We start from the raw sequence: 12,839 nt of genomic DNA on the forward strand, positions 1-12,839 counted from the left end.
GGGAGGTCGGAGCAGGACCAGGTCACGACTGTATTCTATATTCTATGGTTGACCCTGCGGCTCCCGTTCCGGCGCGACGCCGACGCCGTCCCCGGTTGTCCGACGAGGTCTCGGAGTACGTCCGCGAACTCATCGTCTCCGGGCAGTTGCAACCCGGCGAGTTCATCCGCCCGGAAACCGTTGCCGATGAACTCGGCGTCTCGGCCACGCCGGCACGGGAGGGATTGCTGTCCTTGCAGAGCGAGGGGCTACTGCGGGTCGAACCGCGGCGCGGATTCGTCGTCGCACCCTTGAGCAGCACCGACATCGAGGACGTCTTCGCCGGGCAGGCGCTGTTGGCCGGCGAACTCGCCGCCCGCGCCACCGCCCGTCTCGACGACGCGGACCTGGCCGCCCTCGACCGTCTGCAGGCCGAACTCGAGGCGGCCGCCGGTGCGGAGGACAACGACGAGGTCGAGCGGCTCAACCACGAATTCCATCGACTGATCTATGCCGCGGCGGGCTCGCCCAAATTGTCGTGGATGATCAAGTCGTCGCTCAATTACGCTCCCCGACGGTTCTTTTCGTCGGTCGACGGCTGGCCGCAGGCATCGGCCGACGATCATCGCGACATCATCGACGCCCTGCGCCGACGCGATGCGGCCGGTGCGCGGGCGGCGATGTCGGCGCACATCGGCAAGGCGGGGCGTCTGCTCGCCGAGCATCGGCACGACTAAGGCGAGCGGCCTCAGCGCGGCGGTCCGGCGATCGTCAGCAGGTGGGTGCGGGCGAACGCCGTGATCTCCTCGGGGGTGTTCAACGGGATCCAGACCTGCGGGGTCAGCAGGATGGAATGGGTGATACGGACCAGGATTTCGGCGCGCGCATGCAATTCGTCGTCGTCGAGATCGATCTCGGGTGAGCGCAACACGTCGACGCAGGCCTCCACGGCCGCGGCGAGGATGAACTGTCCGTTGAGCGTCAGCTGATCGAGCACGGTGCCGGGTTCGAGTTCGAGAATCCGGTTCCACACCGGGTTGCCGCGGATCGCGGTGACCGTGGCGATGAAGGCGTTGGCCACCCGGTCGGGAAAGGTCTCGGCGGCTTCGGCCGCCGCGCGGATGGCGGCGAACAGGCGGACCGCCTCACGCAACATCACCGCCGAGAGGATCTCGTTCTTGCCGCCGATCTTGCGATAGACCGTCACCCGTCCGACGCGCGCACGGTCGGCGATGTCGTTGATCGTGGCGCGACGAATCCCGATGTCGGCGAACACCTCGAGGGCCGCGTCGAGGATCGGGTCGGCGTCCGGTGCGATGTCCGCCGACGAGGTGAACAGGTCGGCAAGGGCCATGAGGAGAACAGTAGCCGACGGGGGCGTCGACACCACTGGACATGAAACAATGATCTGTATTATGTTTCAACGTACCGAACGAGACGCGGGTCACGTCGAGGGGATTCGCCGAGTCACGGTTTCACACGTCAGAGGAGGTCGCCGATGGGCGCACAGGGAGCGCGGACGCGGGAGTACGACGAGGAGGCGCTGGCGATCACCGCCCGGGCGGTCGGTTTCGACTGGACCGGGGTGCCGCCGCGCTACATTCCCGGCGAGCCGTACGCGACGCACTTCTGGAACGTCATGCACATGGTGTTGCCCGAGGGGGAGCGGTCGATGGCCGACGTCTTCGCCCAGGCACTGCCATTGATCGACGACGAGCGTCTCCGGGAAGAGGTCGTCGGTTTCGTCGGGCAGGAGGCGACGCATGCCTCTTCACACGAGGGATTCCGAAACTATCTGCGCGCCAACGGTGTCGAGATCGAGCCGGTCATGCGCCGGATCGAATACGCGGTGCAGAAGGTCTTCGGTGATCACGGCGTCACGCAGGGCCGTGCCGGACGTGCATGGCTGGCCGAGCGCATGGGAATCTATGCCGCGGCAGAACATTTCACCGCCGTGGTTGGAGAATGGCTGCTCGACAACCGCGAGTTCGATCGCATTGGGGTCGATCCGACGATGCTCGATCTGCTGCGCTGGCACGGCGCCGAGGAACTCGAGCACCGCAACGTCGCCTTCGACGCGTTCCAATACGTCGACGGCGGCTACCTGCGGCGCGCTCGCACGGCGATCGTCGCCTGCCTCGGACTGGCGTCGCTGTGGTTCTGGACCGCGGCCTTCCTCTACCGCAACGACACCACCGTCGCCCGCCGTCGGCCGTGGCCGATCGCCTTCGCGCTGGCCGCACGCAAACACCTGATCCCCGGCGTCTCCTTCCTGTTCGAGCAGATCTACCACTACCTGAAGCCCGGATTCCATCCCTCGTCCATGGGCGACATCGACAAAGCCGTTCGCTACCTGGCGATCTCACCCGCGGCACGGGCGGCACAGTCGTGAACTATCTGGCACCACCCACCACCGACATCGACAACCCGCCCCCGATCCTCGGCGCGATCGGCCGCATGGCCCGCGGCTATGCCCGGATCTTCGCCGAGAGCCGCCACGCCGACGCGCTGTCCCCGGTGCGCCCGGTGCGGCGGGTGGGCTTCGATCTGCGTCTCGACGTCGTCGACAGTGTGGCCGAGGCGGAGGGGATTCGGATGATCACACTGGCCCGACCCGACGGCTCGGCGTTGCCGCGGTGGTCGCCGGGTGCCCACATCGACGTCTTCACCCCCACTGGTCGCCAACGGCACTACTCGCTGACCGGTGATCCCGACGATCGGCGGCATTACCGAATCGCGGTGCGCCGCATCCCCGATGGCCTCGGATCTGCGGAGATGCACCTACTGCGTGCCGGGGACTCCCTGCACATCCGCGGCCCGCGCAACGCTTTTCCCTTCGCACCCGGCCCGTCGTGTCGGTTCGTGGCCGGAGGTATCGGGATCACCCCGATCCTGCCGATGGTGCGCGCCGCGGCCCGGCTCGGCATCGATTTCTCCGTGGTCTACACCGGTCGGACGCGAGCATCGATGCCGTTCGTCGACGAACTGCTCGGCATCGACTCGCACCGGGTGCGGATTCACGCCGACGACGAACACGACGGTCCGCTCGACATCGCCGAGATCCTCGGCGACGCAACGACTCCGGTGTATCTGTGCGGGCCGTCGGGAATGCTCGATGCCGCCCGACGACTCGTCCTCACCGAACAACCCGACCGGGAACTGCACAGTGAACGGTTCTCCCCGCCTCCGGTGATCGACGGTGCGCCGTTCCGGATCCACTTCGCCGGCGGCGGTTCGGTGGAGGTCGGTGCCGATGAGACGGCACTCGCCGCGATCCGGCGCGTCAAACCCGAGGTGCGGTATTCGTGCCGGCAGGGATTCTGCGGCGCCTGTCGCGTCAAGGTCCTCGACGGCCGGGTCACCCATCACGACAGGGTGCTCATCGGCGACGAGAAGGACGATTCGATGATGATCTGCGTCTCGCGCGCAACGGACGACCACGTGGTCGTCGACCTCTAGGAGAACACCAGTGGCAAGCACAGCCCGTGGCGCGTCGCGCCACACCCATGTGGCGATCATCGGTACCGGATTCGGCGGTATCGGAGCCGGAATACAGCTCGGCAGAGCCGGATTCGACGACTATCTGATCTTCGAACGCGCCGACTCCATCGGCGGCACCTGGCAGGCCAACACCTATCCGGGCGCCCAGTGCGACATCCCTTCGGCGCTGTACTCGTTCTCCTTCGCGCCGAACCCGGACTGGTCGCGCCTCTATCCGCGCCAACCCGAGATCAAGGACTACATCACCCGGTGTGCCGACGACGCCGGCGTGACCGAGCACATCCGGTTCGGCCACGACGTCACGAGTGCCGAGTGGGACGAGTTGGCACAGGTGTGGCGGATCACCGCACACGCCGAGCGCGACGTGCGGTTCACCGCTGATGTTCTCGTCGCCGCGACCGGCCCGTTCAGTGAACCGTCGGTCCCCGACATCGAGGGCCTCGCGGACTTCGCCGGTGAGGTGTTCCATTCCGCGGACTGGGATCACCGGTGGCAGCCCGAGGGCAAGCGGGTCGCCGTCATCGGTACCGGTGCCTCGGCGGTGCAGTTCGTCCCGCAGATCCAGCCGCGGGTCGACCGACTCCTGCTCTTCCAGCGCACCCCGACCTGGATTCTCCCGCATCCCGATCGTCCGGTCGCCCCCGCCGTCCGAAAAGTGTTCCGCCGCTTCCCCGTGACGCTGCGCGCACTGCGCGAGGCGTGTGGTCTGGTGCAGGAGGTGATGGTTCCGGGACTGGTCCGACACCCGTGGATGCTCGCGCCGTTCGCCGCAGCCGGCAAATGGAATCTGCGACGGCAGGTCAAAGATCCCGCTCTGCGGGAGAAGTTGTTGCCGCGCTACGCCTTCGGGTGCAAACGACCGACCTTCTCCAACACCTTCTATCCGGCCCTGGCCGCACCGAACGCCTCGGTGATCACCGCCGGGATCACCCGGGTCACCCCGACGGGTGTGCAGACCGCCGACGGGCGGCTCCACGAGGTCGACACGATCATCCTCGGTACCGGCTTCAAGCTGTCGGGTAACGAGGGTTTCACGCGGATTCGCGGTCGCGACGGCCGCAGCCTCGCCGAGGTGTGGGCCGGCGGTGAGATGGCCGCGTACATGGGCACCAGCGTCGCCGGATTCCCCAACATGTTCCAGATCCTCGGGCCCAACTCGGTGGTCTACACCTCCCAGGTGGTCACCATCGAGGCGCAGATCGGGTACCTCGTCGATGCGCTCAGACAGATGCGCACCCGGTCGATCCGCAGCATCGACGTCACCGAACGCGCGCAGCAGACATTCGTCGATCACGTCGACGCAGGACTGGCGAGGTCGGTGTGGAACACCGGTGGCTGCTCGAGCTACTACCTGAGTCCCTCGGGACGCAATTGCACGTTCTGGCCGGGCTTCGTGTTCGGCTTCCGCCGCACGATGGCCTCGATCGAGTTGCGGGACTTCGACATCCGGATGCCAGGGCCCCATGGGGTGGTCGCGGGCGAGCACGCGGAGATGGTCGGATGAGCCGGCGGTCCGGGATACACCTACCGGGGGCGGTGGCCCTGGTGACCGGTGGTGCACAGGGCATCGGGCTGGCCACCACCCGCCGGCTCGTCGGCCGGGGAGCCCGCGTCGTCGTCACCGACATCGACACCGGCGCGCTCGCCGCAGCCGATGCCGAACTCGGCTCCGACAACGTCGTGACCGTCGACGCCGATGTACGCGACCTCGATGCTCTGCGGGCGGCGGTGCGACACGGGATCGATCGATTCGGTCACCTCGATGTCGCGATCGCCAATGCCGGGGTGACCCCGCCACCGGCAACCCTGCGTGACATCGACCCCGAGGCATTCCGGCGGGTGCTCGACATCAATCTCATCGGGGCGTTCAACACCATCAAGGCCACCGTCGAACCGATCATCGCCGGTCGCGGGCATATCGAGCTCGTCGCCTCGTGCGCGGCCTTCGCGCCGGGCATGGGTGGCTCGGCCTACATGATCAGCAAGTCCGCCGTCGAGCAGTTGGGCCGGGCACTGCGTATCGAGGTCGCGCCCCACGGTGCGAGCGCCGGGCTGGCGTACTTCGGCATCGTCGACACGAAGATGACCCGGGAGACGCTGGACGACGATCCGCTCGGCCGGGAGATCGGCGCACAACTACCCTGGCCGCTGAGCACGCGGATCACCGGTGACCGTGCCGCCGAGGTCATCGTGGACGCCGTCGCCGACCGGCGTGCACGGGCGATCGCACCCCGATCCTGGGTTCCCTACTCGCTGCTGCGCGGGCTGATCAACCCGGTCCTCGACGCACAGTTGGTGCGCGACAAGTCGATTCACGCCATCATCGACCAACTCGAAGCGCAGGCACGCCGATGAGGTGGAACGAGCTCCGATCGGTGGGCGACGAGTTCTTCGCCCACGCCCCGGTCCGGACGACCGTCGACATCAAGGTACCCGTCACGCCCGACCGCCTGTGGCAGGCGCTGGCCGCCGACGACGCCGTCCTGTCCTGGAGCCCGCTGGTCACCGGGACGACGTGGCGCGGCGACCGCGGAGTCGGCGCCGTCCGCACCGTCACCATCGCGCGGGCACTGTCGGTCCGCGAGGTGTTCTATCGCTGGGATGAGAACAGCCGCATGACCTTTGCCGCCGAGGCGACCACCGGTCCGGGGATCCGTGTATTCGCCGAGGACTATGTGATCACCGCCCGGCCCGACGGCGCGGCGCTGTCGTGGACGGTCGCCCTCGATCTGCCGGCGGGTGCACGGCTGCTCGGTACGCCGGCGAGCCTTGCACTGCGACCGGCGATCTCGTCCCTGGCACGCGGCCTGCGTGCCCAATTGACCCGATGAACCGATACCTGGGAGTACCGATGACCACGACCCTGTGCACACATTTCCAACGACGCGTGCGTGAACTCGGCGACGAGATCGCCATCGTCCGCGCCGACGGCTCGGAGGCGTTGTCCTGGAAGGACTACGGCCGCAAAGTGCGTGAGGTCGCGGCCGGGTTGGCCGCTATCGGCGTGGGCCGCGGCGACGTGGTGGGGATCATGCTCACCAACCGACCCGAGTTCCATATCGTCGACGCCGCCGCCATGCACCTCGGCGCGATCACGTTCTCGGTCTACAACACCAACGCCGCACCCCAGATCGCCTATCTGCTCCACAACGCGGAACCGGTGGCGGTGATCACCGAGTCCGCATTCCTCGACCGGGTCCGCGAGGCCGCCTCGGGGACCGGCGTGTCGACCCTGATCGTCGTCGACGAACCCTCGGGCTGTGCGACACTCGGGCTCGACGATCTCCTCGCACGGGGTGGCGCCGACTTCGACTTCGACGCAGCGTGGCAGGCCGTGGACGCCCAGGACGTGTTGACGCTCATCTACACCAGCGGAACCACCGGAAACCCCAAGGGCGTGGAGCTGACCCACGCGAACCTGCTCTATCAGCTCGAGGTGATCACCGAGGTGATCGGTGACCTCACCGCCGGGCGCGCTATCTCCTATCTGCCCGACGCGCACCTCATCAATCGCTGGATCTGTCAATACGCCCCGATGTACTTCGGTATCACGGTGACCGATCTCGACAACCCGAAAGCCCTGCTCGAGACGTTGGCGGCGGTTCGCCCCACGTTCTTCGTCGCGGTCCCGATGCTCTGGTACAAGATCAAGGGCTCCGTCGAGATGACCGTCGCCGCGCAGGCGGGTGTCCGGGGACGGCTGGCCCGCTGGGCGGTGGCGGTCGGCAAGAAGAAGGCGGCCGCGATCGTGGCGGGCACATCGTTCGGGCCGATCGACGGCCTGCAGGCGCGGGTGGCCGATGCGCTCGTGTTGTCCCGGTTGCGCGCCACGCTCGGCATGGACGCGTTGACCGCCGCCGTGTCCGGCGCCGCGCCGGTGGATGTGTCGGCGCTGGAATTCATGCTGGCACTCGGTATTCCGGTAATGGAGGCCTGGGGGATGTCGGAGACGTCGGCGGTCACCACCGTCAACCCGATCGATGCGCCGGTATACGGATCGGTCGGTCGAGCCATCCCGGGCACGGAGGTCGCCCTCGCCGACGACGGTGAGGTGCTGGTGCGAGGGCTCGGCGTGATGCGCGGCTACCACAACGATCCGGTGCGCACCGCCGATGCGCTCGACGAGCACGGGTGGATTCACACCGGCGACATCGGCACCCTCGATCGGCGTGGCTACCTGCGGATCGTCGATCGCAAGAAGGAGCTGATCATCAACTCGGGCGGAAAGAACATGTCGCCCAGCAACATCGAGGGTGCGCTGAAGGCGGCGAGTCCGCTGATCGGCTCGGCCGCCGCGATCGGCGACAACCGTCCGTTCGTGTCGGCGTTGATCACCCTCGACCCCGACGCCGCGACCGCATTCGGTGCCCGCAAAGGGATCCCGGAGTCCGATCCGGCGGCGCTCGCGGTTCACCCGGAGATCCTCGAGGCGATCGGCAACGCCGTCGAGGCAGCCAACACCAGACTGTCCCGCGTCGAACACATCCGGAGCTGGAAAGTGCTGCCCACCTACTGGATTCCCGGTGGCGACGAACTGACCCCGACGATGAAGCTGAAGCGGTCACCGATCGCCAAGAAGTACGCCACCGAGATCGACGCCCTCTACCAGATGTGAGTCCGACACCCATGAGCCAGCACCACGCGCCCGCCGATCTTGCCACCGAACTCGCCGACCTGACGGCACTGGCCCGCGAGTTCTTCACCAAGGAGGTCGTGCCCCGGCACGAGGAATTCGCTGCCGCCGGCGAGCCGGACCGTGCCCTGTACCGGCGGGCCGGCGAGCTCGGTCTCCTCGGTATGTCGGTGCCCGAGGAGTTCGGCGGCGGTGGAGGCACTTTCGCCCACGAGGCGGTGCTCTTCCGGGAGCAGGCCCGCAGCGGTGAGCTGTCGATGCAACTCGGGGTGCACTCCGGGATCGTCCCGCACTATCTGCTCGCGCATGCCACCGAGGCGCAGAAGAAGCGGTGGATTCCGAAATTGGTCTCCGGCGAATGGATCGGCGCCATCGCGATGACCGAGCCGGGGACGGGATCGGATCTGCAGTCGATCTCGACGCGGGCGATCCGCTCCGGCGACGAGTACCTCGTGACCGGGGCGAAGACCTTCATCTCCAATGGCGCCACCTGTGATCTGCTGATCATTGCCGTCAAAACCGATCCGACACAGGGCGCATCGGGGGTGTCGCTTCTCGTGGCGGAGGTCGGCGAGAACCCGCCGGGTTTCCAACGCGGTCGCAAGCTCAAGAAGATCGGTCAGAAGGGCCAGGACACCACCGAACTGTTCTTCGACGGGTTGCGGGTGCCTGCGGAGAACCTACTCGGTGGCGTCGAGGGCCAGGGCTTCATCCAACTGATGCAGCAACTCCCACAGGAGCGGTTGATCGTCGGCGTCGCCGCGCTCGGCGTCGTCGAGGCGGCCTACGAGCACACCCTGGCCTACGTGCGCGAACGCCACGCGTTCGGCAAACCGCTGTTCGCCCTGCAGAACACACGGTTCGAGATGGCCGACGTCGCGACCACCGTCGAGGTCATGCGAGCCTTCGTCGAGCGGGCGATCGATCGCCACGTCCGCGGTGAACTCGACGTCAAAGGTGCTGCGATGATCAAACTCTGGTGCTCCGAGCAACAGAACCAGGTCGTCGACCGCTGCCTGCAGTTGCACGGCGGATACGGTTACATGGAGGAGTATCCGATCGCGCAACTCTTCGTCGACGGCCGGATCGCCAGGATCTATGCAGGCGCCAACGAGGTGATGAAGGACCTCATCGCGCGCAGTCTCACTGCGGCGGTGTGAGCGGAACCGACGCCAGAATCCGTTGTGCGCGGGCGACGACCGGCGGGTCCACCATGTGTCCGTCGACCGCGACCGCCGAGGAGTCGGTACCGGCCGCCGCCACGATCGAACGCGCCCAGGTGATCTCGGTGTCCGACGGCGCCAGGCACTCGTGGACCGTTGCCACCTGGGCGGGATGGATGCAGAGCTTGCCGGTCAGACCGATCCGCGCGGCGTAACCGACGTCGGCGACGAGCTTCTCGACGTCGCGCAGCGCCGTGGTCACCCCGTCGATGGGGGCGGCGACACCCGCGGCGGCCGATGCCGTGACGAGCATCGAACGCGCACACAGCAGTGCCTCGTGGTCATCGGGGTCGGCACCGATCTCGACGGCGAAGTCGATGGCACCGAAGCCCACTCGGGCGACACCGGGTACCTGCGCGATGGCCGGCGCCGCAAGAATGCCCTGCGCGGTCTCGATGAGCGGCAGGACCGGCGCCGCGGTCGCCTGAACCACGCGTGCCACCTCGTCGGCGCTGCTCGCCTTGGCGAGCATCACCGGTGCGCCGTGCCGGGCCGCGAGTTCCACATCGTCTGCGTGCCAATGAGTTTCGGAGGCATTGATGCGCAGGACGGCGTGCTTGCCTGCCGCGAGCCAGCCGGCGATGTGCTCGCGGGCCGCATCCTTGTCCTCTGGGTCGACCGCGTCCTCGAGGTCGATGATCACCACATCGGCACCCGCCGCGGCGGCCTTGTCGAAACGCTCGGGCCGATTTCCCGGGACGAACAGAAAGCTGCGCGCGGTGCGCAGCGATGCGATGGGATCGGTGATGCCGGTCATGCGAATTCTCCCTTGCCCGAGACGTGAACGGTGCCCTGTCCGGTGACGACGGCGAGCTCTACCGCGCCACCGTCGTCGTCCGGGGTCGCCTCGACGCGGAAGCGATCACCGAGGAACAGCGGACTGCGAAGCCGGAAGCTGAAGGTGCGCAGCGACTTACCGTGTGCGCGGGCGAGCTCGGCCATGTAGGTGGCCAGCAACGGTCCGTGGACGACGAGATCGGGGTAGCCTTCGACGCCGGTCGCATACGGGCGGTCGTAGTGGATGCGATGCGCGTTGGAGGTCAGTGCCGAGTACCGGAAGAGCAGCGGCGTGTCGGGTGTCGGCTCCGCGGTCCATGGTGCGGTCGGGTCGACGAGGTTGGGACTCGGCCGATCGAAAGGCCGCGCGTTGCCGGAATCGCTGCGATACACCAGATCCTGCTCCTCGGTGAGCACAACGGTTCCGCCCTGACGGTACTCGCTGCGGATCGTGACGAAGAGCATGTCGCCGGTGCGCCCGTGCTTTTCGGTCATCGATGCCACCGACGACACCTTCTCGGTGCGCTCGCCGAGGATCAGTGCGGCCGTGGAGGTGATCCGCGCACCGGCGAACATCCGACGGCGGTCCGGGATCGGTGGCAGGAAGTGCCCGTGCGCGGGATGGCCGTCGGCGCCCAGTTCGGCGGTCGGCGGCCACTCGGAAAAGAAGATCCAGTGCCAGGGCAGCGGCAGGGGATCGCCGTCGGCGAAGGTCTCGGTCAGGCCGAGCGTGGCGGCCAGGCGCGTCGCCTGCGCCGGGTCGAGGGTGTCGACCTCGGTGATCGGGTCGGGACGCCATCCGGCGACGTGATCGCTCAGACTCGATCCGGTGGTCCCGGCCATATGTGCTCCTCCGCTTGTCTGTCCGTACCGAGTGTCTGCCCGTCCCGGCGCGGCACTATTAAACATAGTCTATAGAGTTTGTCGATGAAGCGTGGGCGCGTGCCCCCACTTCGGGGGGTGTTGACCGCGCTGGTGTGACGTGGATCATGCACTCATGACCAGCACCACCGCCACCGACAGCCCCGCGACGACCAACACCGAGCGATATCGCGTCGCGCGAGACCAGATGGTCCGCCTCATCGGCGACTACGAGACGGCGGTCCGAGAGTTCCGGTGGCCGGCCATCACCGGCCGGTTCAACTGGGCGATCGACTGGTTCGACGTCATCGCGCGCGGCAACGACCGCACCGCGCTCTGGTTGTGCGAGCAGGACGGCACCGAGACCAAGGTGTCGTTCGACGAGATGGCCACGCGCTCGGACCGGGTGGCGACCTGGCTGGCCGAGTTGGGCATCGGCAAGGGTGATCGCGTGATCCTGATGCTCGGCAATCAGGTCGAGCTGTGGGAGGCGATGCTCGCGGTGTGCAAGCTCGGGGCGATCGTCATGCCCACGACCGCCGCGCTGGGGCCGGCTGACCTGCGCGACCGGATCGACCGTGGTGCGGCGCGATGCGTCATCGTCAACGCCGCCGACACCGCCAAATTCGGCGAGATCGACGGCGACTATCTGCGCATCGCGGTCGGCGACGCGGTACCGGGCTGGCACGCTTACGCCGACTCGGCATCGGTCACCTCCGCCGGGCCGTTCGACGTCGTCACCGAGGTCGGCGATCCGATGCTCATCTACTTCACCTCCGGCACCACCAGTCGTCCCAAGCTCGTCGAGCATTCCCAGACCAGTTATGCCGTGGGACATTTCACCACCATGGCGTGGATCGGGGTGCGCCCCGGCGACGTTCACCTCGCGATCAGCTCACCGGGTTGGGCCAAACATGCCTGGAGTTGTTTCTTCGCACCGTGGATCGCCGAGGCGACGATCTTCGTCTACAACTACGCGCGCTTCGACGCGCAGGCCCTCATGGCACAGCTGCGGCGGGCGCGTGTCACCACCTTCTGCGCGCCACCGACGGTGTGGCGCATGCTCATCCAGGCCGACCTCGGCGAGCGACCCGAGGGTATGCGGGAGTTGCTCGGCGCCGGAGAGCCCCTCAATCCCGATGTCATCCGGCAGGTGGAAAATGCGTGGGGTCTGACCATCCGCGACGGCTTCGGGCAGACCGAGACCACCCTGCAGGTCGGCAACACGCCGGGCGCCCCGGTCAAGGCGGGGTCGATGGGCCGGCCGATGCCCGGTGTCCCGGTGGTGCTGATCGATCCGATCAGCGGCGAACTCGCCGACGAGGGCGAGATCTGTCTGGACCTCGCGCAGCATCCGGTCAATCTCATGACCGGATACCTCGGCGATCCGGAGCGCAACGCACTCGTGACGGCCGGTGGCTACTACCACACCGGCGATGTGGCGCAACGTGATTCCGACGGCTACATCACCTACATCGGGCGCACCGACGACGTCTTCAAGTCCTCGGACTACAAGGTCTCGCCCTTCGAGCTGGAGAGCGTGCTCATCGAGCATCCCGCCGTCGTGGAGGCGGCAGTCGTCCCGCAGCCCGACGACACCCGTCTGGCCGTCCCGAAAGCGTATGTGGCACTGGCCTCCGGGTGGGAACCCGACGAAAAGACCGCGCGCTCGATCCTGGAGTACTCCCGAGATCACCTCGCGCCCTATCTCAAGGTGCGCCGCGTCGAGTTCTTCGAACTGCCCAAGACCATCTCCGGCAAGATCCGTCGCGTCGAACTGCAGCAGCGGGAGGCCGTGGCGCATCGGGACAACGAGACGATCACCACCGAATACCGGTATGAGGATCTGGTGGACTGAGCGTCGG

General features: G+C 67.2%; 12 protein-coding genes. 9 read left to right on the top strand and 3 right to left on the bottom strand.

The genetic code is table 11. From position 1 onward, the window contains the following. Positions 1 to 44: 44 nt before the first annotated feature. Positions 45 to 716 (top strand): GntR family transcriptional regulator, encoded by a 672-nt coding sequence (locus QNM97_RS01985; RefSeq protein WP_283821369.1) that lies wholly within the window; start codon positions 45 to 47, stop codon positions 714 to 716. Positions 717 to 727: 11 nt separating this feature from the next. Here the strand turns inward: QNM97_RS01985 and QNM97_RS01990 are convergent, their stop codons facing one another. After that, positions 728 to 1,333 (bottom strand): TetR/AcrR family transcriptional regulator, encoded by a 606-nt coding sequence (locus QNM97_RS01990; protein WP_283821370.1) that lies wholly within the window; start codon positions 1,331 to 1,333, stop codon positions 728 to 730. Between the two features lie 144 nt (positions 1,334 to 1,477). On the opposite strand from QNM97_RS01990, the gene QNM97_RS01995 reads away from it, so the two are divergent. The 7 genes from QNM97_RS01995 to QNM97_RS02025 are packed head-to-tail and all read left to right on the top strand — an operon-like array spanning position 1,478 to position 9,273. After that, the gene (locus tag QNM97_RS01995) at positions 1,478 to 2,371 is read left to right on the top strand and encodes a metal-dependent hydrolase (protein ID WP_283821371.1); all 894 of its coding nucleotides are present in this window, start codon (positions 1,478 to 1,480) and stop codon (positions 2,369 to 2,371) included. Continuing rightward, positions 2,368 to 3,438, top strand: a complete 1,071-nt coding sequence (locus tag QNM97_RS02000) for a PDR/VanB family oxidoreductase (protein WP_283821372.1) — start codon at positions 2,368 to 2,370, stop codon at positions 3,436 to 3,438. The genes QNM97_RS01995 and QNM97_RS02000 overlap by 4 nt, the downstream gene beginning before the upstream one ends. 10 nt (positions 3,439 to 3,448) lie before the next feature. Beyond that, positions 3,449 to 4,984 (top strand): flavin-containing monooxygenase, encoded by a 1,536-nt coding sequence (locus QNM97_RS02005; protein ID WP_283821373.1) that lies wholly within the window; start codon positions 3,449 to 3,451, stop codon positions 4,982 to 4,984. Then, a complete protein-coding gene (locus QNM97_RS02010; protein ID WP_283821374.1) occupies positions 4,981 to 5,835 on the top strand; it encodes a short-chain dehydrogenase/reductase in 855 nt (284 codons plus the stop codon). Before QNM97_RS02005 ends, QNM97_RS02010 begins: the two co-directional genes overlap by 4 nt. Then, complete coding sequence (locus tag QNM97_RS02015; protein ID WP_283821375.1) at positions 5,832 to 6,311, top strand: SRPBCC family protein; 480 nt, start codon at positions 5,832 to 5,834, stop codon at positions 6,309 to 6,311. The genes QNM97_RS02010 and QNM97_RS02015 overlap by 4 nt, the downstream gene beginning before the upstream one ends. 20 nt (positions 6,312 to 6,331) lie before the next feature. After that, the gene (locus tag QNM97_RS02020) at positions 6,332 to 8,095 is read left to right on the top strand and encodes an AMP-dependent synthetase/ligase (RefSeq protein WP_283821376.1); all 1,764 of its coding nucleotides are present in this window, start codon (positions 6,332 to 6,334) and stop codon (positions 8,093 to 8,095) included. An 11-nt stretch (positions 8,096 to 8,106) separates the two neighbouring features. Next, positions 8,107 to 9,273 (top strand): acyl-CoA dehydrogenase family protein, encoded by a 1,167-nt coding sequence (locus tag QNM97_RS02025; protein ID WP_283821377.1) that lies wholly within the window; start codon positions 8,107 to 8,109, stop codon positions 9,271 to 9,273. On the opposite strand, the gene QNM97_RS02030 is transcribed toward QNM97_RS02025, so the two are convergent. Together QNM97_RS02030 and QNM97_RS02035 are read right to left on the bottom strand one after the other, a co-directional pair. Further along, positions 9,257 to 10,093: an HpcH/HpaI aldolase/citrate lyase family protein gene (locus QNM97_RS02030; RefSeq protein WP_283821378.1), complete on the bottom strand. Its 837-nt coding sequence runs from the start codon at positions 10,091 to 10,093 to the stop codon at positions 9,257 to 9,259. The genes QNM97_RS02025 and QNM97_RS02030 overlap by 17 nt on opposite strands. After that, positions 10,090 to 10,956, bottom strand: coding sequence for an HTD2 family dehydratase (locus tag QNM97_RS02035; RefSeq protein ID WP_283821379.1), 867 nt, complete (start codon positions 10,954 to 10,956; stop codon positions 10,090 to 10,092). The genes QNM97_RS02030 and QNM97_RS02035 overlap by 4 nt, the downstream gene beginning before the upstream one ends. 154 nt (positions 10,957 to 11,110) lie before the next feature. Here QNM97_RS02035 and QNM97_RS02040 point away from each other — a divergent pair, with 154 nt between their 5' ends. After that, positions 11,111 to 12,832 carry an AMP-binding protein gene (locus QNM97_RS02040; RefSeq protein WP_283821380.1) on the top strand — a complete coding sequence of 574 codons (1,722 nt, stop codon included), beginning with the start codon at positions 11,111 to 11,113 and terminating at the stop codon, positions 12,830 to 12,832. Positions 12,833 to 12,839 lie beyond the last annotated feature (7 nt).

This window comes from Gordonia sp. L191 (genome assembly GCF_030077625.1).
In the GTDB taxonomy this organism is placed as follows: Bacteria; Actinomycetota; Actinomycetes; order Mycobacteriales; family Mycobacteriaceae; genus Gordonia; species Gordonia polyisoprenivorans_A.

What these genes read in the sequence shown, in the direction of transcription:
- QNM97_RS01985 (WP_283821369.1), top strand. Translation starts at nt 45, where the DNA reads ATGGTTGACCCTGCGGCTCCCGTTCCGGCGCGACGCCGACGCCGTCCC.
- QNM97_RS01990 (WP_283821370.1), bottom strand. Translation starts at nt 1,333, where the DNA reads ATGGCCCTTGCCGACCTGTTCACCTCGTCGGCGGACATCGCACCGGAC.
- QNM97_RS01995 (WP_283821371.1), top strand. Translation starts at nt 1,478, where the DNA reads ATGGGCGCACAGGGAGCGCGGACGCGGGAGTACGACGAGGAGGCGCTG.
- QNM97_RS02010 (WP_283821374.1), top strand. Translation starts at nt 4,981, where the DNA reads ATGAGCCGGCGGTCCGGGATACACCTACCGGGGGCGGTGGCCCTGGTG.
- QNM97_RS02015 (WP_283821375.1), top strand. Translation starts at nt 5,832, where the DNA reads ATGAGGTGGAACGAGCTCCGATCGGTGGGCGACGAGTTCTTCGCCCAC.
- QNM97_RS02020 (WP_283821376.1), top strand. Translation starts at nt 6,332, where the DNA reads ATGACCACGACCCTGTGCACACATTTCCAACGACGCGTGCGTGAACTC.
- QNM97_RS02025 (WP_283821377.1), top strand. Translation starts at nt 8,107, where the DNA reads ATGAGCCAGCACCACGCGCCCGCCGATCTTGCCACCGAACTCGCCGAC.
- QNM97_RS02030 (WP_283821378.1), bottom strand. Translation starts at nt 10,093, where the DNA reads ATGACCGGCATCACCGATCCCATCGCATCGCTGCGCACCGCGCGCAGC.
- QNM97_RS02035 (WP_283821379.1), bottom strand. Translation starts at nt 10,956, where the DNA reads ATGGCCGGGACCACCGGATCGAGTCTGAGCGATCACGTCGCCGGATGG.
- QNM97_RS02040 (WP_283821380.1), top strand. Translation starts at nt 11,111, where the DNA reads ATGACCAGCACCACCGCCACCGACAGCCCCGCGACGACCAACACCGAG.